The organism is Micromonospora peucetia, assembly GCF_900091625.1.
GTDB classification, from domain to species: Bacteria; Actinomycetota; Actinomycetes; order Mycobacteriales; family Micromonosporaceae; genus Micromonospora; species Micromonospora peucetia.
In genome coordinates, this window is the sequence record NZ_FMIC01000002.1 from 1,817,903 (window position 1) to 1,842,246 (window position 24,344).

Below are 24,344 nucleotides of genomic sequence, written 5' to 3' on the forward strand. Positions count from 1 at the left end.
GCCGGCCCGTAACGGGACGCGCCCGGCGGGAGCACGCCGCCGGACGGCTCAGCTCCCCGGTGCCGCCCAGCGGTCGTGGTGGATCGCCTCGGCCAGTGGGCGCTTCTGCCGCCAGCCGTGCCGGGCCAGATCGGGGACGGGCTCGAAGTGGGTGACCGGCCCGAGGCAGAGCCATGCCACCGGCCGGACCCCGTCGGGGATGCCGAGCAGGTCGGCGAGCCAGGGCTCCCGGTAGAAGGACACCCAGCCCACCCCGAGCCCTTCGGCGGTCGCGGCGAGCCAGAGGTTCTGGATGGCGAGGCAGGTCGAGTAGAGCCCGGTGTCGGCGATGGCGTGCCGGCCGAGCACGGCGGGGCCGCCCCGGGCCTGGTCGTGGGTGACCACCACCGACAGGGTCGACTCCAGCACCCCGTCAATCTTGATCCGGGCGAACCGCTCGGCCGCTTCCCCTTCGAGCGTGGCGGCGAAGCTGTCCCGCTCGGTGTGGACGTGCCGGTGGAACCGGCTGCGCAGCTCCGGGTCACGGACCACGACGAAGTCCCAGGGCTGCGAGTAGCCGACGCTCGGTGCGGCGTGTGCCGCCGCCAGCACCCGGTGCAGCTTCTCCTCGGGCACCGGCGCCCCGGTGAACTGGGCGCGTACGTCCCGACGGCGGTGGATGACGTCGTAAAGATCCAAGGCAGGCTCCCGCTGCGCTCGGCCCACGCCCGAAGGGGTGGGCACCGGACGCGAGGCCGGTCTTCGGACTCCCGGATCGACGCCTGGCCGTCCGCCTTCCCGGTCCGTCCGGACCAGTGGCTGCGCGTACGCGTGGACGGTGGCTCCCCGGTCACCGCGGCGGGCCCGTGCCGGATTCGCACCGGCTTCCCGATTCTCCCCGCTCGCGCGGGGCACCTCACATGATCGTGCCGTCGGGAATGCTAGCGCCGGCCGGCCCGCCCCGGCCGGGCGGGCATGGAAATCCGGTCGCGGCCGTCCGCGGCCACTGTGGTCCGGGTGTACGCACTCTCCTCCCGCCCGCTGCTGGTCGGCCGGCGCTGGTCCGCCCGGCGCAGGCCGCCGGCGCTGACACCCTGGCGCCACCGGCACCGCCGGGGCATGCTGTCCCGATGGGGGTACGCGTCGAACGCGCGGCAGCGGTGACCACGGTGATCCTGGACCGGCCGGCGGCCCGCAACGCGGTCGACGGGCCGACTGCCCGGGCGCTGGCCGACGCGTTCCACGCCTTCGAGGCCGACCCCGACGCCTCGGTGGCCGTGCTCTGGGGGGCCGGCGGCACGTTCTGCGCCGGGGCCGACCTGAAGGCCATCGGCACCCCGAGCGGCAACCGGGTCGAGGCGCAGGGGGACGGCCCGATGGGTCCGACCCGGATGACGCTCAGCAAGCCGGTGATCGCCGCGATCTCCGGTCACGCGGTTGCCGGCGGGCTGGAGTTGGCGCTCTGGTGCGATCTGCGGGTCGCCGAGTCCGACGCGGTGCTCGGGGTGTTCTGCCGCCGCTGGGGGGTGCCGTTGATCGACGGAGGCACGGTCCGGTTGCCCCGGCTGATCGGCGAGAGCCGGGCGATGGACCTGATCCTCACCGGGCGTCCGGTGCCGGCCGAGGAGGCGTACGACATGGGGTTGGTGAACCGGCTGGTCGCGCCGGGTGAGTCCCGGGCGGCGGCCGAGCGGCTGGCGGCCGAGATCGCCCGGCACCCGCAGACCTGCCTGCGCAACGACCGGGCGGCGCTGCTCGCCGGCGCCGGCCTGCCGGAAGAGGCGGCGCTGGAGGTCGAGCTGGCGTACGGAATGGAGTCGCTGGCCGCCGACGCGATCGCCGGGGCGGCCCGGTTCGCCGCCGGCGCCGGCCGGCACGGCGCCCCGGCCCACTGACCGGGCGGAGGCCCGACCGGCATCGCGCCCCGGCCAGCGCACGCCCGGGCCGACGGGTCGGGCGGCCCGACGGGTCGGGCGGTACGGCCACCGGGTGTCCAGTGGCCGCACCGCCCGGGAGTCCGGCCGCCGCTCGGGCGACCGGGGTGGGTCAGTTGCGGTTGATGGTGAACGTCGGGGTGGTGTTCTGGATGTCCACCGCGTTGTTGCTCAGGCGAAGGTTGTTGAAGGTGACCGACCCGACGGCCGGCCCCTGCCCTGCCTCCGGCATCGGGTTGGCCCAGACACCGAAGCCGGACTTCGCGTCGTACGCGTCACCGCTCTTGCGGGCTCCGCTGATGGAGATGTTGGTGAAGACCGTGTCGGTGACCGGGAACTGTGGCTGCCCACCGACGTAGTTGGTCTGGAACATGATGCCGCTGTAGGTCGGGTCGACGATGTCGACGTCGCTGACCCGGATGCCCTGGAACACCTTCGAGGCGGAGAAGACCCAGATCGCCGGGAAGGTCTGCGCGCCCCAGAAGTGCCCACCGGCCCGGACGATCGAGATGTTCTCGAACCGGGTGGGCGGGTCGGCACCGAAGCCGTTCATCGGGTAGCCGAAGTCGAGCGAGCTGATGGTGATGCCGGAGTAGACCAGCGTGTCCGCGATGTAGATGTTGCGGAACGTGTTGCCGTAGCCGCCGTAGACCGCGACACCGGCGGCCCGCCAGGTCAGGGTCGAGGTCAGGTTCTCGTAGACGTTGTCCTTCATGTCCGCGCCGCCCGCGTCGATCGCCGAGAAGAGCGCGAAGCTGTCGTCACCGGTGGCCCGGGCGTCGTTGTTGCTGACCAGGTTGTTGGTGCTCCCGTTGGTCATGTTGATGCCGTCGGCGAACATGTTCCGGATCCGGGAGTTCTTGATCGTCATGTGGTCGGTGTTCGCGCCCCAGTAGAGGCACACCATGTGCTCGTTCCAGATGTTGTCGATCACGATGTTCGACACGTTGGAGAAGTCGAACACCTTGCCCGGCCCGTCGATCCGCGACGTGTAGTTGCCGAAGTAGGCGAAGTTCGCGAACGACGATCCGGCCGCCGAATTATCGGCCCGGAAGCCGATGTCGGTGTTGTCCTGGCCGGACGGCGCGTTGAACCGGGTGTACCAGGGGCCGGCGCCGACCACCTTGACCGCCTTGCCGTACACCTGGAACTTCGACGCGGTGGCGTAGTTGCCGGCCGGCAGGTACACCCCGACGAGGTTGCCGGTGGTGTCCATCCGTACCCGGTCCAGGGCGTTCTGCACATCGGAGTGGGTGAAGCCGGTCGGCGTGGCGTAGCGCGCCGGGTCCGGGTTCGCGATCGGGGAGACCTGCTCGGTGTTCATGAAGTCGATCGCGTACGTGGTGGTGTTGGCCGGGTCCTTCTGGAGCCGGATCCTGCTGCCGGCCGGCACGGTCGAGTTGAGCATGACGTTGGCCTCGTCGTAGATGTGCCGCGGTCCGCCCGCACTCGGCGAGTTGCCCGGGCTGGCCTCGGCCCCGTAGAGCCAGGCGTACCGGGACGTCAGGTCGATGGCCTTGTGGAAGGCACCGTTGACGTAGACGTTCAGCGTCGAGTTGATCCCGCCGCCGCCCGGGGCGTCCGGGATGGAGAAGCGGGTGACCAGCGTGTTGGTGCTGGCCCGGGTGGTCCACTCGACGTAGCTGCCGGCCGAGTTGAGGGTGACCGCCCGCCGGCCGGACGCCTCACCGGCGAGGTCACCGACGGTCCGGTTCGGTCCGACGACGCTGGCGCCACCACCGACCATGCCGTCCTCGGCCTCGTACATGTCGTAGGGCATGTTGGCGCCGCGGCCCACGAAGAGTGGGCGGTCACTGGTGTTGTTGGCCTGCTTGACCGGCAGTTCGTTGCCGTCGACCGCGAGCACCACCCGGACGGTGTACCTACCGTTCGCGGCGGTCCAGGTGCCCAGGTTGACCGGGCCGACGGTGGCCCCGGCGTTGATCACTCCGGAGTACGAGCCGGTCAGGGTACGCACGGCCGTGCCCGCCTCGTTGAGCACGGTGAGCGTGATGCCGTGCGCGCCGGACGCGGACGCCACACTGCCGGCGTTGCGGACCGACACCGAGAAGTTGACCGTGCTGCCGGCCGACGGGTTGCCCGGCGACCAGGCGACCGCCGAGGCGACCAGGTCGGAGCTGGCGACCGGGCTGACCACCAGCGGGCTGGGGTTGGTGTAGCTGTTGTTGGTGTCGTCCTGCTCGACGACGGTGTTCGACTCGTCGACCTTCGCGCTCAGCGGATAGCTGCCCGCGTCCCGGGTGCCGATGTTCGCCGAGACCGTGGTCGAGGCGCCGGCCGCCAGGCCGCCGACCGACGCGGTGCCGACCCGGGTGGCGCCCAGGTAGAAGTTGACGTTGGTGGTGCCGGAGGCCGCCGAGCCGGCGTTGCGCACGGTGGCCGAGAGCGTGACGGCACTCGTCTCCACGGGCGCGGACGGGCTGAACGACATGCCGGTCACGGTCAGGTCCGGGTTCGGCGCCGGGATGCCGATGACCTGGAGCTCGGCGACCTGCCCGGCCGGGGCACCGGTGTTGGAGGCGATCGAGAGCCGCACGTCGGCCGCCGCGCCGGAGACCGGGATGGTTACCGTGTTGCCGCTGGCCGGGTTGAAGCTGTAGTTCGCCGCACCGACCAGGGTGCTGAAGGTCGAGGAGCCCTGATCTCGGCCGAGCACGGTGATGTTCTGGGTACGCGTCCCCCAGGCGGAGTCGGGGTTGAGCTTCAGCACGATCTGGCTGAGGCTGGCGTTGGCGCCGAGCTGCACGGTCAGCGTGCTCGGGTTGCCGTTGCCCTCCCAGTAGGTGGCCACGTTGTTGTCGTTGGCGTTGGTGGCCACGAACGTGTGCACGTGCCCGGAGGCGGTGATCGGCTTGCCGACGGCCAGGTTGGTGCCGGCCGGCGGGTTGCCGGTGCCGGTCCGGGTAACGGTGTTGCTGTTCGCCGACTGGTTGCCGGCGGCGTCCCTGGCCCGGGCCTGGTACGAGACCGTGGCGCTGTCCGGCTGGCTGTCGGTGTACGTCAGCGTGGAGCCGTTGACACTGCCGCGCAGCCCGCCGTTGGCGTACACGTCGTACCCGGTCACTCCGACGTTGTCCGTGGACGCGGACCAGGTGAGCCGGATCTGCCCGCTGGCGGGCTGGGTGTACGCCAGGTTTCCGGGGGCGCTGGGGGCCTGGGTGTCGGGGTTGCCGACGGCACCGTAGACCTCGACCTCGGACAGTTGGGCGGCCGGCCAGCCGGTGTTGCCGGTGACCTGCACCCGCACGTACCGGGTGCTGGCCGCGGTGAAGCTGACGGTCGCGGTGTTGCCGGTGGCCGGGTTGAAGGTGTAGCCACCGGACGCCTTCAGGGTGGCGAACGACGAGCCGTTGGTGGAGCCGAGCACCGACAGCGTCTGGGTACGGGTCTGCCAGGCTGACGACGGTGGCAGCTTGAGCACCAGCCGGTCGACGCTGACGGTGGCGCCGAGGTCGGCCTGGATCCACTGCGGGAACGCGTTGTTGGCGCTCTCCCAGTAGGTGTCCGCGTTGCCGTCGTTGGCGTTGCCCGCCAGGTAGTTCTGGTTGTGGCTGCTGGCGGTCATGGTGGCGGATAGCCCGGCGAGCAGGGCGGCGCGGGCGACGGTCGCGGACGGGTCCGCCGCCGGGGTGGCGACCGCCGGGGTCACGGCCGGGACGGCGGTGAGAAGCAGTCCGGCGAGCAGTCCGGCGAGCAGCCGTCGGTGGGCCGGGCGGGTGGATCGCGGGGCGGGACCGGGCGCGCCGGTCGGCGGGGTGCCCGTTCTGATGCCGAGTCTGGACATGGGGTCGCTACACCTCTTTCGGGGGTGGGGTGCGGGTGCGTTGCCCGGCTGTGGGCGCAGGGGTACGCCCGTCGTGCCGCGACAGGTGGGGGACGGTGCGGGACGGGGATCGGGCGGGACCAGGGCCGCGCTGCGCCGGGCCGCCCAGGCCGGGGTGCCCCCGCCCGGGCCGGGCGGGGGCCACCCGCCTAGCTGGAGTGGACCTCGAACTCGCTGAGCTGACCGGCGGGCCAGCCGCTGTTGCTGGTGAACGTCAACCGCAGGTACCGCTGACTGGTCGCCGAGAAGGTGACGGTGACCGTGTTGCCGCTGGCCGGGTTGAAGGTGTGGCCGGCGGACGCCTTGAGGGTGGCGAACGACGAGCCGTTCGTGGAGCCGAGCACCGACAGCGTCTGGGTGCGCGTCTGCCAGGCCGACGACGGCGGGAGCTTCAACACGACCCGGGACACCGACCGGTTGGCGCCCAGGTCCACCGTGAGCGACTGTGGGAAGGCGTTGTTGACGCTCTCCCAGTAGGTGTTCGGGTTGCCGTCCACCGCGTTGCCGGCGACGTACACGTCGGCGTGGCTGGTCGCCGCGGCCGGCCTGCCGAGCGCCAGGTTCCCGGTGGGCGGCGGGGTGGTGGGCGGCGGCGTGGTCGGGGGCGGGGTGGTGGTGCCGCCGTACACCTCGAACTCGGAGAGCTGCGCCGCCGGCCAGCCGGTGTTGCCCGTGACGGTCAGCCGGACGAACCGGCGGTCGCCGGCCGGCAGCGGGATCGACACCGTGTTGCCGCCGGCCGGGTCGAAGGTGTGCCCGGCCGACCCGGCGAGCGTGGCCCACGACGAGCCGTCGGTCGAGCCGAGCACCGACAACGTCTGGGTCCGGCGCTCCCAGCCGGCCGGCAGCTTGAGCACCACCCGGTCCACGGTGCGCGTCGCGCCCAGGTCGACGGTCAGCGACTGCGGGAACGCGTTGTTGGCGCTCTCCCAGTAGCTGGCCGCGTTGCCGTCCACCGCGTTCGCCGCGACATAGTTCTGGTTGGCGCTGGTCGCGGTCACCGGTCGGCCCTGCGCCAGGTTCCCGCCGGTCGGGGGCGGGGTGGTCGGCGGGGGCGTGGTGGGCGGCGGGGTGGTCGGGGGCGGAGTCGTCGGCGGGGTCGTCGGGGGCGGGCTGGTCGGCCCGCCGCCCCACTGCGGTTGCGGCCACGGCCCGCAGTACGGGGTTGGCGTGTACCAGCCGGAGTTGCCGGCGCCCTGGGTGATCTGGAAGCCGCTGCCGACACAGTTGTGCATCGGGTTGGCCTGGGCGATCCCGGTCGCCCGCACGTTCGTGAACGACACCTGGCTGGCCGCCTGCACCTGGAGTGCGTACGTGCCCGCGCCGTCGATCCGTACGTTGTCGAGGCTGATGCCGCTGGTCTGCCCCTCGATCCAGTGCAGCGCCGCGTACGAGCTGTCCAGGATGTCGGTGTCGGTGACGTTGATGGACGCGCCCTGGATCGGCTCGTTGAGCGCGGAGAACCAGATCGCGCCCACCCCGAACTGCCAGTTGTAGTCCGAGTTGCCGTTGCGGATCAGCGTGTTCCGGGCGACGGTGATCGTCCCGGAGACGGCGGTCGGGCCGGTCACCCCCGGGTAGCGGTTGGCGACGTGGATGCCGCCGCCGTTGGTGACCGAGTCGGCGGTGACGTTGTCGGTGATCCTGATGTCCCGCCCGCCGTAGGTGACCAGGTGGTTGGCGAGGATGGTCACCCCGATCGTGTTGCGGGTGAAGGAGTTGTTGACGTTCGGCACGCTCTGCGCCCACATGGCGAGGGCGTCGTCGCCGGTGTTGCGTACGAAGGTGTTGGTCACCGTCGAGTTGGTGACGCCCCAGTGGAAGTTCACCCCGTCGGCGGTCTGGTCCAGGATCCGGCTGTTGCGGATGGTGAAGTTGTCCATCGGGCCGTCCATCCAGGCCCCGACCTTGGTGTGCTGCATCCAGACGTTGTCGACCACCGAGTTCGACATCGCCCCGCCGATGGCGTTGACCTGGTCGTCGTCGATCCGTTCCCGGATGTCGCCGATGATGGCGAAGTCGCGCAGCGTGACGTTGCGGCTGGGTCCGCCGGTCTCGTGCGGCCGGATCTCGCCGCTGTAGCCGCCGCCGGGGACATACTTGCCGTAGATGCCGGCGGCCCGCTTGCGGTCGGTCGGGTGCCGCCCGCCGAGCACCGAGTGCCACGGGCCCGCCCCGCGCAGGGTCACCCCGTCGACGACGACGTGGTCCCAGAGGGTGAACGTGCCGGTCGGAATCCAGACGGCCCGGCCCTGGGCTCTGCCGGCGTCCACCGCCGCCTGGAACTTCGCGGTCGAGTCGGTCGCGCCGGTCGGGTCGGCGCCGAAGTCGGTGACCACGTCGAGCGCGCCGGCCGGTTTGGCGATCGGCGCGCCCACCAGCTCGAAGTCGGCCAGGTCGATGGTGAAGGTCGGTGACTGGGCGGTCGAGGAGACCTGGAGGCGGATCTTCGTGCCGGCCGGGTACGTGGTCCCGAACATCGTCCGGGTCTCGTCGTAGAAGTGGTGTGGGTTGGTGTCGCCCGGGTTGTTGTTGAACGGGTAGCCGCCGTAGTACCAGCCGTACCGCGAGGTCACCGGCACCGCCCTGACCAGGGTGCCGTTGGCCCGCAGGTCGATGCTGGCGTCCCGGCCGGTGCCGGCGGCGTTGTCCGGCAGGCTGTGGCGGAAGGTGACCGCGTTGGCGGGTGCGGTCAGGGTGAACTCGACGTACTCGCCGACGGCGTCGAGGGTGACCGCTTCCCGGCCGGACGCCTCGGACGGCAGCGTGCCGTAGCGCCGGTCCGGGCCGATCCTGGTGCCGGTGTGCGCGACCTCCTCGGCTTCGTGCTCGACGAACGGGACGGTGGCGCCCCGGCCCGGGATGTCGAACGGGGAGAGCCCCGCGGCCTGGGCGGGGGTGGCGGTGCTGGTCAGCGCGACGACGGTGAGCGAGGTCGCGGTGAGGGCGGCGCCGACGAGGGCGGCGACGACCGCCCGGGTCCGGACTCTTCGGGGCGGATGCGGGGTGGCGGTGGCGTGGTCGGGCATCAGCGGAGTTCTCCCTTTCGTCGGAATTCCAGATCCCCCGTGCGTTACGGCGTGGCGCTGGAGCGACGTACCTCCCTGTCGGGCTAGGGCCGGGGCGGGCCGGCGGGGTGGCGCGGCGCCGGCAGCAGGGACGGGGGCTGCCGGCACCACACGGGTGATCAGGCCGTTCCGGGTCCGGCCGGGGTCGGTTCGGCGGTACGCAGCCAGACGGCGGTGTCCGGCGGAAGCAGGTCGTCGTCGAGCGGCCCGCTGGCGAGCAGCCGCTCGGTGTGCGGTGGCAGTGGCACCGCGACGTCGGAGAGGTTGACCAGGCAGGTGAAGCCGGGCCGACGGTGGTGGGCGAGCACCCCGTCCGGGGCGGGCAGCCAGGTCATCGTCCCGTCGCCGAGCGCCGGGTCGGCCCGCCGGATCCGGATCGCCATCCGGTACAGCTCGAGCATCGAGGTCGCGTCGCCGGTCTGCGCCCGGACCGTCCGGTCCTTCCAGTCGGCCGGCTGCGGCAGCCAGGGCGCGGCGGCACCGTCGGGGCTGAACCCGAACGGCGGCTCGTCACCGGTCCAGGGCAGCGGCACCCGGCAGCCGTCCCGGCCCGGGTCGACCCGGCCGGAGCGTTCCCACATCGGGTCCTGGCGCAGCTCGTACGGGATGTCCTCGACCTCCCAGAGGCCCAGTTCCTCGCCCTGGTAGACGTAGGCGGCACCGGGCAACGACAGCGACAGCAGCGCGGCGGCCCGGGCCCGGCGGGTGCCCAGCTCCAGGTCGGTGGGGGTTCCCTCCCGCTTGGCGGCGAAGCTGAACGTGGTGTCCGCCCGTCCGTAGCGGGTGACGTGCCGGGTGACGTCGTGGTTGGAGAGCACCCAGGTGGCCGGCGCGCCGACCGGCGCGTGCGCGCTCAGCGTCCCGTCGATGCTCTCGCGTAGTGCCGAGGCGTCCCAGGCGCAGCCGAGGAAGTCGAAGTTGAACGCCGCGTGCAGTTCGTCCGGGCGCAGGTAGTTGGCGAACCGCTGCCGGTCCGGCATCCACACCTCACCGATCAGGGCCCGGTCGCCGGGGTACTCGTCGGCGATCCGACGCCAGTCGCGGTAGATCTCGTGCACCCCGTCGAGGTCGCGGAACGGGTGCGGTCGGCCCGGCCGGGTCTCGGGCAGCGTCCCGTCCTTGACCAGCAGCCCGGCCGAGTCGATCCGGATGCCGTCCACCCCCCGGTCGAACCAGAACCGCAGGATGTCCTCGAACTCGGCCCGCACCCCGGGGTGGTCCCAGTTGAGGTCCGGCTGCTCGGGGGCGAACAGGTGCAGGTACCAGTCGCCGGGGGTGCCGTCCGGGTTGACGGTCCGGGTCCAGGTCTCGCCGCCGAACTCGCCGACCCAGTCGGTGGGCCGCTGGTCGCCGTTCGGGCCCCGGCCGGGGCGGAACCAGAACAGCTCCCGCTCGGGCGCGTCCGGCCCGCCGGCGAGGGCCGCCTGGAACCAGGGGTGCGCGTCGGAGCAGTGGTTCGGCACCACGTCGACGATCGTCCTGATGCCGAGCGCGTGTGCCTCCGCGACCAGTGCCTCCGCCTCGGCCAGCGTGCCGAACACCGGGTCGATGTCGCGGTGGTCGGCCACGTCGTAGCCGGCGTCGGCCATCGGGGAGGGGTACCAGGGGCTGAACCAGATCGCGTCGACGCCGAGCGCGGACAGGTGGTCCAGCCGGGACCGGATGCCGGCGATGTCGCCGACGCCGTCGCCGTCGCCGTCGGCGAAGCTACGCGGGTACACCTGGTAGATCACCGCTCCACGCCACCACGGACCATCGTCTGCTGGGGACACGGGCACCTGCTTTCTATCCCTTGAGGCTGCCGGTGGTCAGCCCCGACATGATGTTCCGCTGGAAGATCAGGAAGACGATGACGGTCGGAATCGCGGCGATGACCGACGCGGCGATCACCTCGTTCATGGGTGTGCCACCCGAGAAGGAGTAGATCCCGACGCTGACCGTCCGGGTCTCGGGCGACGGCATGACCAGCTTCGGCCAGAGAAAGTCCTTCCAGACCGCCGTCACGGCGAAGATCGAAACCACGCCGAGGATGGGACGCGACATCGGCAGGATGATCGACCACAGCGTGCGCAGCGGCGTCGCCCCGTCCATCAGGGCCGCCGCCATCAGCTCCTCCGGGATCGAGTCGAAGAACCGTTTCAGCAGGAAGATGTTGAACGCGTTCGCGACGGCGGGCAGCCAGATCGCGAACGGCGAGTCGAGCAGGTTGATGTGCAGGACCGGCAGGTCGATCACGGTCACGTACTGCGGAACGATGAGGACCATCGCCGGGATCATCAGCGTCGCCAGCATCAGGCCGAGGATCACGTTGCCGAACACCGGTCGAAGCTTCGACAGGGCGTACGCCGCGGCGGTGTCGAGGACGAGTTGGAACAACAGCGCGCCGGCCGCGTAGTAGAACGTGTTGAACAGCAGCTTGGCGAGGTCCAGGTTGTGCCACGCGTTGGCGTAGTTCTGCAACCGCGGATCCTTCGGGAAAAGCGATGGCGGAGTCTGCGCGATCTCCTGACCGGACTTGAGCGCGCCGGTGACCATCCAGTAGAGCGGCCCGAGGAAGACGAGCGTGAAGCCCACGACGACGACGGCGAGCAGCGTCCAGTAGACGACCCGGCCGCGCCCCCGCCGGAGCTGGGCATGGGAGATGAGGGTCCGGGTTCCGGAGTCCTGTGCCATGGGTCGCCCTGTCCTAGTCCTGTTTCGAGCTCAGCCGTACGTAGGCGGCGGAGAATCCGGCCAGCACCACGAGCATGATCACGCCGAGCGCCGCGGCGCCGTTGAGGTCGTTCTGGAAGAACCCGTGCTGATAGATGAGGTACGCCACCGAGGTCGCCGAGTCCTCCGCGCCCGTACCGTTCGCGAGGATCAGCGGCTCGACGAAGAACTGCATCGTGGCGACGATCTGCATCATCGCCAGGAGCGCGAGGATCAGCCGGGTCTGCGGGACCGTCACGTGGCGGATCCGCCGCCAGATCCCGGCTCCGTCGAGCTCGGCCGCCTCGTAGAGTTCGCCGGGGATGTTCTGCAGTGCCGCCAGATAGATGAGCACCGCGCCGCCCATGTTCATCCAGGTCGACGCGATCACCATTGCCGGCATCGTCATGTCGGGGGACTGCATCCACTGCGAGGTGGGCAGGCGCAGCGCCTTGAGGATCGAGTTGAAGAGTCCCGCGTCGCTGGGGTCGTACGCGTAGAACTTGAAGAGGAAGAGTGCCGAGGCCGGCGGCAGCATCACCGGCAGGTAGACCAGGATCCGCAGGTATCCCTTGGCGTGGCGGAACTCGTTGAGCAGGATCGCCACGAAGAACGGCACCGCGTACCCGAGGACGAGCGCGAGGATCGTGAAGTAGAACGTGTTCTTCCAGGCCGCCCAGAAGCTGGGGTCGGCGATGATGCGGTCGTAGTTGTCCCAACCGACCCAGGTCGTGACGCCGCGCCGGGTGCGCTGGAAGCTCATGACGATGCCGCGGATCATCGGATACCAGGAGAAGACCGCGAAGCAGAGCACCGCGCCGATCAGGAACGCGTGCCCGGTGAGGTTGTCTCGTACCCTGCGGCCGAGGCTCGTACGCTGCGGCCCGGCCGGATACGGCGACGCGGGGCGGCCCGGTTCTCTCCTGGTCCCCGGGACGATGGTGATCGCCAAGGCAACTCCTGTGTGAGTTGGTGACCGGACGGTGGGGCGCGGCGGGGTGTGGGGCCGGCGCACCGGCCCCACACCCCGCGGATCAACTCTCGGCGGCGAGGAGCTTGTTGACCTTGTCTTCGGCCGTCTTGAGAAGCGCGTCGATGTTCGCGTTCGGGTTGGTCAGCACCCCGGACATCGCCGCGTCGAGCACCGCGTAGATCGCCTGCGCGTTGCGGGGCTCACCCTTGATCGGCACCGGGGTGGCCTCGAAGATCGCGAAGTTCGCGGTGTCGACGTTCGCGTTCGCCTTGCGCAGCTCGAGCTCCTGCTTCTGGGTTTCGCTGCCGTTGGCGAAGAGCAGCGGCTGAGGCAGGCCGACCGGGTAGTTCTGCGGCTTGGCCCGGACGTAGTCGAACTGGCCCTTGCCCGGCGTCAGCTTCTGGTAGGCGATCCACTTCAGACCGGCCTCGACCTGCTCGGGGGAGAGGCCCTTCTTGAAGAAGTAGCCCTCGCCACCACCGAGCGTCCCCTTCGCCTTGCCGTCCTGGCCGGGCAGCGGGGCCATCGCCCAGTCCTGGAACTTGCCCTGGAACTGGCTGACGATCGCCTGGGTGGCGTCGGGCGCGCCGACGAACATGCCGACCTTGCCCGCGCCGGCGTTGGTCAGCAGGTCGCCCCACTGCAACAGCTGGCGGCTGCCCATGCTGTTGTCGCCGTACCGCATGTCCTTGAGGTTCTGTAGGACCTGCCGGCCCATCGCGTTGTTGAAGTCGGCCTTCTTGCCGTCCGCGGTCAGCACCTGACCACCCTGGGAGTAGAGCAGGGAGGTGAAGTGCCAGCCGCCGGTGTTGCCGGCGCTGTACTCCGAGTAGCCGGCGATCCCGTTGCCGAGCGCGGAGATCTTCCTGGCCGCCTCCCGGACCTCGGGCCATGTCCTGGGCGGGCTGTTCACGTCGAGCCCCGCCTGCTGGAACAGGGCCTTGTTGTAGACCAGGCCCATCGAGTAGTTCTTCGCCGGGACGGCGTAGAGCTTGCCGCCGTCGCTGAAGACCTCCTTGAGCGCCGGGTCGACGCTGTCCCAGGTCGGAATCGTGTCCTTGTCGGCGTACCCGGTGATGTCCATCGCCTGACCGGAGTCCAGCACCTGTTGGAGATCGGTCATGTACCCGTAGAACAGGTCGGTCACGGTGCCGCCGGCCAGGCGGGCGGTGAAGTCCGGCGGGTTGTTGCACTGCTCGCCGACGCTCACGCTCCTGATGACGATGTCAGGGTTCTGCCGCTGGAACTCGGCGACATCGTCGTTCCAGTTCTGCAACAGCTCTTTCTGGGAGCCGACCGGCTGGCAGTCGACGGTGATGGTGACCTTGCCGCCTGCATCGTTCGTCGCGTCGTCACTCTTCGTGGAGCAGGCCGCAAGGCTGAGCCCCAGGCCGGCCACGAGCGCCAACGCCGCAGCCTTCCGGTACTGCGGTACGGACATCTGTCCATCCCTTCGGGAACGGGTGTCTCCATAACCTGCGCTGATCTGCGGTGGTCGTCACCGCGCCGATGCCCTGTCACTGGTCTGCATCTGCCGTGCGACCTGACCCCTGTGGCTTCACCGAGGTCAGGTGTGAGTGGAGTCACTGTAACTACGCGAACTAGTCTCGGCAAGGTCTGGATAGAGACTTGAAAGGATGCAACTTACCAATGACAGATTTTGACAGAGCCGCCACTGCTCGGCGCCGGCAACGACGAAACGGCCGCCGACCGCGAACTGGCGGTCGACGGCCGAAGCGTCGTCTCTGGCGGCCGGAGCAGGCGATCAGCGGCCGGATGGTCGGTCAGTGCCGCCGATCGGCGACGGGAACGGTGGTCAGCGGCCGGGGGCGGGCGCGGTGGAACCGCGTACCACCAGTTCGGGCTCGAACAGCAGCTCGTCGTGCAGCACGCCGACCCCCTCGATCTGGGTGACCAGCAGGTCCACCGCAGCCTGCCCCATCGTCTCGATCGGCTGCCGCACCGTGGTCAACGGCGGATCGGTGCAGGTCATGAACGCGGAGTCGTCGAAGCCCACCACCGACACATCGGCCGGCACCGAACGACCCAGCCGCCGGGCGGCCCGGATGGCGCCCAGGGCCAGCACGTCACTGGCACAGATGATGCCGGTCACGCCACGCTCGACCAGCTTGGTCGCGGCGACCCGCGCCCCCTCCATGGAGAAGCTGGAGCGCTCGACGTGGGCCGAGCCGTCGACCCAGCCCGCGGCCTGGACCATCGCGCCCAGCTTGCGCCGGGACGGCACGTGCCCCTCCGGGCCGAGCACCATCCCGATCCGCTCGTGCCCGAGCGAGCGCAGGTGCCCGTACGCCTGCTCCACCGCCACCGCGTCGTCGGTGGACACCCGGGGGAAGCCCAACTCGTCCACACCCGCGTTGACCAGCACCACCGGCAGGCCCCGGTCGGTCAGCCGGCGGTAGTGGTCGTGCCGGGCGTCGGCGAGCGCGTACGAGCCACCGGCGAAGATCACCCCGGAGACCTGATGGTCGAGGAGCATCTCCACGTAGTCCATCTCGGAGACGCCACCGATGGTCCGGGCGCAGAGCGCGGGGGTGAAGCCACGCTGGGCGAGTGACCCGGTGACCACCTCGGCGAGCGCCGGGAAGATCGGGTTCTGCAACTCGGGCAGCACCAGCCCGACCAGCCGGGCACGCTCGCCGCGCAGCTTGGTCGGCCGCTCGTAGCCGAGCACGTCCAGCGCGGTCAGCACGGCCGTCCGGGTCGCCTCGGAGACCCCGTCCCGGCCGTTGAGCACCCGGCTGACGGTGGCCTCGCTGACGCCCGCCTTCTTGGCAACTTCCGTCAACCGCTTCGTCACGGCCGCAATCGTACGTCATCACGGTGAAAGAAATGAACAGTCCTCTGCCGGGCGACCGTCTCCTGCTGCCGCGATCTGCCCGCCACCCGACATCCGCCGTGCTCGGGCAGCGTCAGGACAGGTTGCGCAACGCGTCCTCGATGGTCCGGTGGAAGGTCGGGTACGCGTAGATCATGTGCCGGAGTTCGGCGAGCGGCACCGCCGCGTGTACCGCCACCACCAGCCCGGAGAGCACCTCGCCACCGGCCGGCCCCACCGAGGTGGCACCGATCAGCACGCCCTGGTCGGCGTCCGCGACGAGCTTGACGAAGCCCTCGTTGCCGCTCTTGTGGATCCAGCCCCGCGCCGACGACGACAGCTCGGCGAGGCCGACCTGCACGTTGACGCCCCGCTCACGGGCCTGCCGCTCGGTTAGGCCGACCGCGCCGACCTCGGGATCGGTGAAGGTCACCCGGGGCAGCGCCCGGTAGTCGGCGCGCGGCACGGAGCCGGCGGAGCCGCTCGACCCGGTCGTGCCGAGCGCGCTCACCACGCCGACCGCCCCGCCCACCACGCTCGCGGTGCCGCTGGGGTCAGCCCCGCCGTCGCCGCGCCGGACGTGGTCGAGCACGTCGGCGACGACGATTCCCGCCTGGTACATCGCGACGTGGGTGAACGCGCCCTCACCGGTGACGTCACCGACCGCCCAGATCCCCTCGGTGACGTGCAGCCGGTCGTCGACGGGCAGGTAACGGCGGCCGGCGTCCACCCCGACGGTGTCCAGGCCCAGCTCGTCCAGGTGGGCCCGGCGGCCGGTCACCACCAGCAGCCGCTCGGCGGTGAGCGCCGTCCCGCCCGTCGCGTGCAGGGTGAAGCCGCGCCCGTCGTGGCTCACCCGCTCCGCCTGCACCCCGGTGTGGATCTCCACCCCGTCGGCGCGCAGCGCGGCGGCGGCCACCTCGGACGCCTCCGGCTCCTCGACGGCGAGCACCCGGTCCAGGGCCTCGACCACGGTGACCCGGACGCCGAACCGGGCGAACACCTGGGCCAGTTCCAGCCCGATCGCCCCGCCACCCAGCACCAGCAGCGACTCCGGCAGTTCCTCGACCTCGATCGCCTGCCGGTTGGTCCAGTACGGCGTGTCGGCCAGCCCGTCGACCGGCGGCACGGACGGTCTGGTGCCGGTGCCGAGCACGATCCCGTGCCGGGCCTGGAAGACCCGATCGCCGACCCTGACCCGGCCGGCGCCGTCGAGCCGGGCGCTGCCCCGGACGAACCGTCCGCCCCTGCCGGTGAACCGTTCCACCGCGACCGTGTCGTCCCAGGTGTCGGTGGCCTCCTCGCGGATCCGCCTCGCGACCGGCGCCCAGTCGGGCCGGACCTCGGCGCTGCCGGCGAGCCCGTCGACCCGGCGGGCCTCGGCGATCGCGTTGGCCGCCCGGATCATCATCTTGCTCGGGACGCATCCCCAGTAGGGGCACTCCCCACCGACCAGGTCGCGTTCGACGCCGACGACGGTCAGCCCCGCCTCGGCGAGCCGCCCGGCCACCTCCTCGCCGCCGACCCCGAGCCCGACCACGACCACGTCCACCAGTTCCGGATCCGCCATCTGGCCAGCATCGCGCACCGCCCGGCGGCCGGCCAGCCGGTCACTGGAGGAAATCCGCTGCCCACCGGCGTGGCGACCTCCTACCGTGGCCGGATGCGCACCCGCTTCTCCGCCGTCCACGACTGCTTCGCCGAGCTGCTCGCCGAGGGCCGGGAGACCGGGGCCGGCCTGGCGATCTGGTACGACGGCGAACCGGTGGTCGACATCTTCGGCGGCGAACGGTCGGCGGGACGGCCGTGGCTGCCGGACACGCTGGTGAACGTCTACTCCGTCGCCAAGCCGGTCGCCGCGCTCTGCCTGTTGGCGCTGGTCGACCGGGGCCGGCTCGACCTGGACGACCACGTCGCCGAGCACTGGCCCGGCTTCCGCGCCCCGGCCACCGTCCGCCAGGTGCTGACGCACACCGCCGGGCTGCCGGCCTTCCCGGTGCCCCGGCCGGCCGCCGCCGTCGCGGACTGGGACCTGCTCTGCGCCGACCTCGCCGCTGCCGAGCCGGAGTGGCCGCCCGGCTCCGTCGCGGGCGAGCACGCCTGGACGTACGGGCACCTGGTCGGTGAGCTGGTGCGGCGGGTCGACGGGAGGTCGGTGGGTCGCTTCCTGGCTGAGGAGATCGCCGGGCCGTGGCGGCTGGATCTCGGCTTCGGCCTCGGCGGGGCGGACCAGCGGCGCTGTGCCGAGCTGCGGTACGGCGATCCGGGGTGGCCGGACCGGGTGGCCGGCGAGCCGGGTTCGCTGTGGGCGCGGGCGCTGGACAACCCGCCCGGCGGCCGGGACCTGTCGGTGGTGAACAGTCCGCTCTGGCGGGGCGCCGAGGTGCCGGCCGTCAACCTGCACTCGACCGCGGGCGCCCTGGCCCGCCTCTACGCGGGCCTGCTCGCCGGTGGCGTCCTCGACGGCGTACGGCTGTTCAGCCGGGAGCTGGTGGCCGAGGCGACCCGGGTCCAGTACGACGGCGACGACCTGCTGCTCGGCCGGCGGACCCGGTGGACGCTGGGCATGCAGTGGGAGCCCGACGGCAGTTGGGGCATGGGCGGGATCGGCGGCAGCTCCGCCTGGGCCGATCCCGGGCGCGGCTACACCTTCGCCTACGCCACCTCCCACCTGGCCGACCACGACCGGGTCGAAGCCCTGGCGGACGCCCTGCACTCCTGCCTCTGACCGGGCGTCTCCAAGATCGAGCCGGACGGCGACGACGACGGACCGGGCGAGCGGTCAGCGGCAGGAGACCGTCACGGGGTGGACACGGTCAGCGGGCCAGGCATCAGGGCGGGACCGGGGATCACCACCGGCGTGCCGGCCGGGGTGAGCAGGGCGCGGGCGGCCACCGCCAGCCGGCGGTGCCGCGGCACCAGCGCCCGGGCGGCGAAGACGTCGAAGTCCAGCGCGGCCACCTCGTCCAGGATGCCGCCGTACAGCGCGTACGCGGTGCGCATGCAGGCCTGCGACGCGGGCACGAGCAGGGTGATCCCGGGGGCGGCGGCGGCGTAGTGCGCCTGGGCGCGGGTCACCTCGTACGCGATCAGCTCCCGGATCCGTGCCGTGGAGCGGCCCCGGGCGCGCGCCTCGGCCAACTCCTCGCGGGTGACGCCGAACAGGGCCAGGTCTTCGTCGGGCAGGTAGGTCCGCCCCCGGTCGAGGTCCTCGGCCACGTCCCGGATGAAGTTGGTGAGCTGGAAGGCGAAGCCGAGCTGGCGGGCCGGCTCCCGGGCCGCCGCCGGGTCCGAGCTGCCCAGGATCGGCAGCATCATGGTGCCGATCACCGCCGCCGAGCCCTCCATGTAGTCGAGCAGGTGGTCGTAGGTGCGGTACGAGGTGACCGTCAGGTCCATCGCCATGCTGCTGAGGAACGACGCGAAGTCGTCCCGGTCGAGATCGAAGACGGCGATCGTGTGCAGCACGGCGGGGAGCAGCGGGTCGTCCACCGGTTCGCCGTGCAGGCCGGCGACGAAGCGGCCGGCCCAGTCGTCGAGGCGCGCGGCGCGCTCGGCCGGGGGCAGTTCCTCGGTGCGGTCGACGATCTCGTCGGCGTAGCGCGTGAATCCGTACAGGGCGTGCACATGTCGCCGTTTCCAGGCGGGCAGCAGCCGGGTGGCGAGATAGTAGGTGCGGCCGTGTCGTCTGTGCAGCTCACGGCTGTGGTCATAGGCCGCGGTGAGATCCGTGTCCACCGGCCCTCCTCAATAATCGACGCACCAATCGACGCAACTCGTAGCCTAGGGTACGCTCGGCCGCATGGCCAACGACGCAGTTGCGGAGAATGCGCTCCGGGTGGCCCCCGCCGGCCCGACCGAAGGCGACAACCCGGTCCGCGCGGTCCTGGCCGCGTACACGAAAGACCTGGTCACGGCGGTGGAAGACACCCTCGCCGCCTTCCTGGCCGGCGAGGTCGACGCACTGACCGGGATCGACGCGGCGATGGGCGGATTCGCCGCGACGGCCCGCGACTGCGTGCTGGCCGGCGGCAAGCGCGTCCGCCCCGCGTTCGCCTACTGGGGCTGGCGCGGGGCGGGCGGCGACGTGGCCGCGCTGCCGCCGGTGCTGCCGGCGTTCGCCGCCCTGGAGTTGCTGCACACCTTCGCCCTCGTGCAGGACGACGTGATGGACGCCTCCGCCACCCGGCGGGGCCGGCCGACCGTCCACGTGGCGCTGGCCGCCCGGCACGCCGCCGCCGGCCACCGGGGCGACCCGCGTCGGTTCGGCGAGACGGTCGCGGTGCTGATCGGCGACCTCTGCATGGTCTGGGCGGACCGGCTCCTCGCACACGCCGCGCTGCCGCCGGCCCGACTGCTCGACGTCCGGCGCTGCTACGACCAGATGCGCGTGGAAACCGTCGCCGGGCAGTACCTCGACGTGCTCGGCGAGAGCGACGCGGCGAACTGGTCGGTCGACCGGGCGCTGCGGGTCGCCCGCTACAAGACCGCAAGCTACACGGTGCAGCAGCCGCTGCTCTTCGGCGCCCGGCTGGCCGGCGTAGGGGACGACGCCCCGCTGTCCGCCGCGTACACCCGCTACGGGCTCGCCGTCGGCGAGGCGTTCCAGCTCTGCGACGACCTGCTCGACAGCTACGGCGACCCGGTGACGACCGGCAAGTCGGCCGGCGACGACCTGCGCGCCGGTAAGCCGACCGTGCTGCTGATGCTGGCCCGGCAGCTCGCCACGCCGACCCAGCGGCGCGCGCTGGACCGGGTCGGCGCCGGGGATGCGGGGGTCGCCCGCCTCACCGAGCTGGTCGCCGACACCGGGGCGGTCGACCGGGTCGAGCGCATGATCTCCGACCGGATCGCCGAGGCGCTGACCGCGCTCGACACCGTGTCGATCGACGAGACCACGCGCACCGCGCTCACCGGTCTCGCCACCGCCGCCACCGACCGGCGGGCATGATGGGCAACTTCGCAACAAGGAGGTGGTCGCGTGCGCACCGTTGACGGGCGTACGGACCGGGTGGTCGTGGTCGGCGCCGGGCTGGGCGGGCTGGCCTGCGCGCTGCACCTGGCGGGCAGCGGTCGACAGGTGACCGTGCTGGAACGCGAACCGGTGCCGGGCGGTCGGGCCGGCCGGCTCGGCGTGGACGGCTACGAGTTCGACACCGGGCCCACCGTGCTCACCATGCCGGACCTGATCGCCGAGGCGCTCGGCGCGGTCGGCGAGGAGCTGGACGACTGGCTCGACCTCACCCCGCTCGACCCGGCCTACCGGGCCCACTACCCGGACGGCTCGACGCTCGACGTCATCACCGACACCACCCGGATGGCCGCCGAGATCGCCCGGGTCTGCGGCCCCCGCGAGGCCGACGGCTACCTGCGTTTCGTCGACTACGCGCGCAAGCTCTGGCAGTGGGAACGCGCCGACTTCATCGAGCGCAACCTGGACGCGCCCACCGACCTGCTCACCGGCAACCTGCTGAAGCTGCTGGCGGGCGGCGCCTTCCGCCGGCTCCAGACGAAGATCAACCAATTCTTCCGGGACCCGCGCACCCAGCGGATCTTCTCGTTCCAGGCGATGTACGCCGGCCTCGCGCCACACGACGCGCTGGCCATCTACGCGGTCATCGCGTACCTCGACTCGGTGGCCGGGGTCTACTTCCCGCGCGGCGGCGTCCACGCGGTCTCCCGGGGCATGGCCGGCGCCGCCGAGAAGCACGGCGTCGAGATCCGCTACGACACCACGGTGACCCGGGTGGAGACGGCGAACGGCCGGGCCACCGGCGTGCTGACCGCCGACGGCGAGCGGATCCCGGCCGACGTGGTCGTGCTCAATCCCGACCTGCCGGTCGCCTACCGCGACCTGCTGCCGCCGACCCGTCCGCGCCGGCTCACCTACTCCCCGTCCTGCGTGGTCCTGCACATCGGGTCGACGCAGGGGTATGGGAAGATCGCCCACCACAACATCCACTTCGGACGGTCCTGGAGGGGCACCTTCGATGAGGTCATCCGGCGGGGCGAGCTGATGAGCGACCCGTCCCTGCTGGTCACCAACCCGAGCCGGACCGACCCGACGGTGGCGCCCGCCGGGCGGCACACCTACTACGTGCTCGCCCCGGTGCCCAACCTCGAACGGGCACCGTTCGACTGGCGGGGCGACCTCACCGACCGCTACGCCGGCCAGCTCGTCGGCACCCTGGAGGAACGCGGCTACGTCGGCTTCGGTGCCGGCGTCGAGGTGCTGCGGGCCGTGACCCCGGCCGAGTGGGCGGAGCAGGGCATGGCCGCCGGCACCCCGTTCGCCGCCGCGCACAGCCTCTTCCAGACCGGCCCGTTCCGCCCGTCGAACCTGCACCGGACGCTGCCGAACGTCGTCTTCGTCGGCTCGGGCACCCAGCCCGGCGTCGGCGTGCCCATGGTGCTCATCTCCGGCAAACTCGCCGCCAGCCGCATCACCGGGGGATCCTGATGGCCCTCGCCCTCGAACCCGGGAGACACCTGCCGTGACCACCCGCGAGAACCACCTCGTCGAGCTCGTCGACGACGCCGGGCGGACGCGGGGCGAGACCACCGTGTCCGCCGCCCACCAGCCCCCGGGCCAACTCCACCGCGCCTTCTCGGTGCTGCTCGTCGACCCCGACGGCCGGGTGCTGCTGCAACGGCGGGCCTCGGTGAAGACCCGCTTCCCGCTGCGCTGGGCCAACTCGTGCTGCGGCCACCCGGCTCCGGGCGAGTCCCTGGTCGAGGCCGCCAACCGCCGGCTGCGCGAGGAGCTCGGCGCCGGCCCGGTCGAGCTGACCGAGGTCGGGGTGTACGCCTACTACGCCGAGGACCCGGCCACCAGCCGGGTGGAGTTCGAGTACGACCACGTCCTGCGGGGGGAGTTCCGGCCGGACAGCCCGCTGCTGCCCGACCCGGCGGAGGTGGCCGAGCTGCGCTGGGTCGACCCCGTCACGCTGGTGGCCGACCTCGACGCCGACCCCCGCGCGTACGCACCGTGGCTGGGCGGGGTGGTGAACCGTCTGCTGCGCCCCTCGGGGCCGACCGTCGGCCCGTCGAAGCCGGCCGTCACCCCGTCCGGTCCGCCGGCGAACGACGCGGCGGAGCGGTCGGGTGGCCGATGAGGCGCTGAGCGCGGGAGCCGTCGCCCGGCGGCTGGGCGTCGCCGTGACCACCCTGCGCACCTGGCACCAGCGCTACGGTCTCGGGCCCAGCGAGCACGTCCCCGGGCACCACCGGCGCTACACGCCGGCCGACCTCGCGCGCCTGGAGATCATGCGGCGACTCACCGCCCAGGGGGTCACCCCGGCGGAGGCGGCCCGCTGGGCCGGCAGGACGCTGGACGCCGTTCCCACCGACACCGGCGTACGCCCACGGGTGAGCACCGCCGACGGCCGTGACGGCGGCGGGTCGACCATTCCGGTCGGCCGGGCCGGACCGGCGGCCCGGGGGCTGGCCCGCGCCGCCATGCGACTGGACCCGGTGGCGATCGGCGAGACGATCGCCAGGGCCGTCCAAGCGAACGGCGTGGTCGCCACCTGGGACGGGTTGCTGCGCCCGGTGCTCTTCGGCATCGGGGAGCGGCACGCCGCCACCGGCGCCCTGGTCGAGGTCGAACACCTGATGTCGCGCTGCGTCTCGGAGGCGTTCGCGGTGGCCGTCCGGACCGGCATGCCCGCCGGTCCGCCGCGCATCCTGCTCACCTGCGCCGACGAGGAGCAGCACACCCTGCCGTTGGAGGCGCTCGCCGCCGCGCTCGCCGAGGCCGGGGTCGGCTGCCGGATGCTCGGCGCCCGGGTGCCGCTGCCCGCGCTGCTCGATGCCGTCAACCGCACCGGGCCGGCCGCTGTGGTGATCTGGTCGCACACCCGGGTCACCGCCGATGCCGCCCAGCTCAACGCCCTGCTCGCCGCGCCCCACCGGCCGCTGCTGGTGCTCGCCGCCGGGCCTGGCTGGCTGGCGGACTCGCTGCCCGCCGGGGTGGTGCGGCCGGTCGATCTCACAGAGGCGGTCTCGCTGGCGCTGGCCGTACGCGACTCGCTGGACCAGGTCACGCCGGACTGACCGGGAGTGTCGGGGCGAATCGCCGTCCACTAGCGTCGGGAGGTCCGCCGACCCCGACCCCTCCGGGAGCGAACGATGCGCCCACGCGCCGTGCTGGCCTCCGGTCTGGCCCTGCTCATCCTCCTCGGCGGCTGCGGCGACGGCTCCACGGCCGACCGGTCGGCCGCCGGCCCCAGCCCCGTCGCCTCAGCCCCGCTGCCGACCGAACCAGCCCCGTCGGTCAGCCCGCAACCGACCCGGAGCACCCCGCCCCGGCGCCTGGTCCGCCCGCTGCCGGCCAAACTGCCGGCGGGGCTGCGCCGCACGACCGGCGTACGGACGGTGGCGTTGACCTTCGACGACGGGCCCGACCCGGCCTGGACGCCGAAGATTCTCGACCGCCTCCGGGCGGCCCGGGTCACCGCCACGTTCTGCGTGGTGGGCACCCAGGCCCGACGTCACCCCGACCTGGTCCGACGGATCGTGCGGGAGGGGCACCAGCTCTGCAACCACAGTTGGCAGCACGACCTGGACCTCGCCCGACGGCCGGTCGCCGAGATCCGGCGGGACCTCGTCCGCACCAACGCGGCGATCCGGGCGGCGGTGCCGGACGCCAAGGTGCCGTTCTACCGGCAACCGGGCGGCCGGTGGACGCGCGAGGTGGTGACGGTCGCCAAGCAGCTCGGCATGCGGTCGTTGCACTGGGACGTCGACCCGCAGGACTGGGGCAAGCCGACCGCCGCGACGATCATCAAGCGGGTCCGCGCCGCAGCCCGGCCCGGCTCGGTCGTGCTGCTGCACGACGGGGGCGGCAATCGGGCGGCCACGCTGGCCGCCTGCTCGCACCTGATCACCGATCTGAAGCGCCGCTACGGCATCGCCCCACTCCGCTAGCCCCCTCTGACCTGCGGGTTTACGGGTCGCTGCGGCCATGGCCATACCGGTTTGGTCGCGGGGCCGACCATCACGTAAGCTATCCAAGCCT

The 24,344-nt window shown here is 72.0% G+C and carries 17 protein-coding genes and 1 riboswitch; of the genes, 7 read left to right on the forward strand and 10 right to left on the reverse strand.

Going from position 1 to position 24,344, the window contains the following annotated elements:
- Nucleotides 1-48 precede the first annotated feature (48 nt).
- Nucleotides 49-678 (reverse strand): 5,6-dimethylbenzimidazole synthase, encoded by a 630-nt coding sequence (gene bluB, locus GA0070608_RS08535; RefSeq protein WP_091624624.1) that lies wholly within the window; start codon nucleotides 676-678, stop codon nucleotides 49-51.
- 37 nt (nucleotides 679-715) lie between these two features.
- Nucleotides 716-908: riboswitch (cobalamin riboswitch) on the reverse strand.
- Between the two features lie 201 nt (nucleotides 909-1,109).
- On the opposite strand from bluB, the gene GA0070608_RS08540 reads away from it, so the two are divergent.
- On the forward strand, nucleotides 1,110-1,874 hold the full coding sequence (locus GA0070608_RS08540; RefSeq protein WP_091624627.1) for a crotonase/enoyl-CoA hydratase family protein: 765 nt from the start codon (nucleotides 1,110-1,112) through the stop codon (nucleotides 1,872-1,874).
- A 151-nt stretch (nucleotides 1,875-2,025) separates the two neighbouring features.
- Here the strand turns inward: GA0070608_RS08540 and GA0070608_RS08545 are convergent, their stop codons facing one another.
- The 8 genes from GA0070608_RS08545 to GA0070608_RS08580 all read right to left on the reverse strand — a co-directional run bounded on the left by GA0070608_RS08545 (nucleotide 2,026) and on the right by GA0070608_RS08580 (nucleotide 16,895).
- Nucleotides 2,026-5,718, reverse strand: coding sequence for a discoidin domain-containing protein (locus tag GA0070608_RS08545; protein ID WP_091624630.1), 3,693 nt, complete (start codon nucleotides 5,716-5,718; stop codon nucleotides 2,026-2,028).
- 188 nt (nucleotides 5,719-5,906) lie between these two features.
- A complete protein-coding gene (locus GA0070608_RS08550; RefSeq protein ID WP_091624635.1) occupies nucleotides 5,907-8,786 on the reverse strand; it encodes a galactose-binding domain-containing protein in 2,880 nt (959 codons plus the stop codon).
- A 158-nt stretch (nucleotides 8,787-8,944) separates the two neighbouring features.
- Complete coding sequence (locus GA0070608_RS08555; protein WP_091634653.1) at nucleotides 8,945-10,597, reverse strand: glycoside hydrolase family 13 protein; 1,653 nt, start codon at nucleotides 10,595-10,597, stop codon at nucleotides 8,945-8,947.
- 13 nt (nucleotides 10,598-10,610) lie between these two features.
- On the reverse strand, nucleotides 10,611-11,498 hold the full coding sequence (locus GA0070608_RS08560; RefSeq protein ID WP_091624639.1) for a carbohydrate ABC transporter permease: 888 nt from the start codon (nucleotides 11,496-11,498) through the stop codon (nucleotides 10,611-10,613).
- 13 nt (nucleotides 11,499-11,511) lie between these two features.
- A complete protein-coding gene (locus GA0070608_RS08565) occupies nucleotides 11,512-12,468 on the reverse strand; it encodes a carbohydrate ABC transporter permease (protein WP_091624642.1) in 957 nt (318 codons plus the stop codon).
- 82 nt (nucleotides 12,469-12,550) lie between these two features.
- Nucleotides 12,551-13,930, reverse strand: a complete 1,380-nt coding sequence (locus GA0070608_RS08570; RefSeq protein WP_091624645.1) for an ABC transporter substrate-binding protein — start codon at nucleotides 13,928-13,930, stop codon at nucleotides 12,551-12,553.
- Nucleotides 13,931-14,305: 375 nt separating this feature from the next.
- Nucleotides 14,306-15,307 carry a LacI family DNA-binding transcriptional regulator gene (locus GA0070608_RS08575; RefSeq protein WP_091624649.1) on the reverse strand — a complete coding sequence of 334 codons (1,002 nt, stop codon included), beginning with the start codon at nucleotides 15,305-15,307 and terminating at the stop codon, nucleotides 14,306-14,308.
- 112 nt (nucleotides 15,308-15,419) lie between these two features.
- Nucleotides 15,420-16,895, reverse strand: a complete 1,476-nt coding sequence (locus GA0070608_RS08580) for a dihydrolipoyl dehydrogenase family protein (protein WP_091624652.1) — start codon at nucleotides 16,893-16,895, stop codon at nucleotides 15,420-15,422.
- 93 nt (nucleotides 16,896-16,988) lie between these two features.
- On the opposite strand from GA0070608_RS08580, the gene GA0070608_RS08585 reads away from it, so the two are divergent.
- Nucleotides 16,989-18,053, forward strand: coding sequence for a serine hydrolase domain-containing protein (locus GA0070608_RS08585; RefSeq protein ID WP_091634656.1), 1,065 nt, complete (start codon nucleotides 16,989-16,991; stop codon nucleotides 18,051-18,053).
- A 71-nt stretch (nucleotides 18,054-18,124) separates the two neighbouring features.
- Here GA0070608_RS08585 and GA0070608_RS08590 read toward each other — a convergent pair whose 3' ends face one another.
- Nucleotides 18,125-19,063 (reverse strand): phytoene/squalene synthase family protein, encoded by a 939-nt coding sequence (locus tag GA0070608_RS08590; RefSeq protein ID WP_091624656.1) that lies wholly within the window; start codon nucleotides 19,061-19,063, stop codon nucleotides 18,125-18,127.
- Between the two features lie 64 nt (nucleotides 19,064-19,127).
- On the opposite strand from GA0070608_RS08590, the gene GA0070608_RS08595 reads away from it, so the two are divergent.
- The 5 genes from GA0070608_RS08595 to GA0070608_RS08615 all read left to right on the forward strand — a co-directional run bounded on the left by GA0070608_RS08595 (nucleotide 19,128) and on the right by GA0070608_RS08615 (nucleotide 24,253).
- Complete coding sequence (locus tag GA0070608_RS08595) at nucleotides 19,128-20,276, forward strand: polyprenyl synthetase family protein (RefSeq protein WP_091624660.1); 1,149 nt, start codon at nucleotides 19,128-19,130, stop codon at nucleotides 20,274-20,276.
- A gap of 30 nt (nucleotides 20,277-20,306) precedes the next feature.
- Nucleotides 20,307-21,785, forward strand: coding sequence for a phytoene desaturase family protein (crtI, locus tag GA0070608_RS08600; RefSeq protein ID WP_091624663.1), 1,479 nt, complete (start codon nucleotides 20,307-20,309; stop codon nucleotides 21,783-21,785).
- A gap of 34 nt (nucleotides 21,786-21,819) precedes the next feature.
- Nucleotides 21,820-22,440: an isopentenyl-diphosphate Delta-isomerase gene (idi, locus tag GA0070608_RS08605; RefSeq protein ID WP_091624667.1), complete on the forward strand. Its 621-nt coding sequence runs from the start codon at nucleotides 21,820-21,822 to the stop codon at nucleotides 22,438-22,440.
- Complete coding sequence (locus GA0070608_RS08610) at nucleotides 22,430-23,380, forward strand: MerR family transcriptional regulator (RefSeq protein ID WP_091624671.1); 951 nt, start codon at nucleotides 22,430-22,432, stop codon at nucleotides 23,378-23,380. Before idi ends, GA0070608_RS08610 begins: the two co-directional genes overlap by 11 nt.
- Before the next feature lie 75 nt (nucleotides 23,381-23,455).
- Nucleotides 23,456-24,253: a polysaccharide deacetylase family protein gene (locus GA0070608_RS08615; protein WP_091624674.1), complete on the forward strand. Its 798-nt coding sequence runs from the start codon at nucleotides 23,456-23,458 to the stop codon at nucleotides 24,251-24,253.
- Nucleotides 24,254-24,344: the final 91 nt, after the last annotated feature.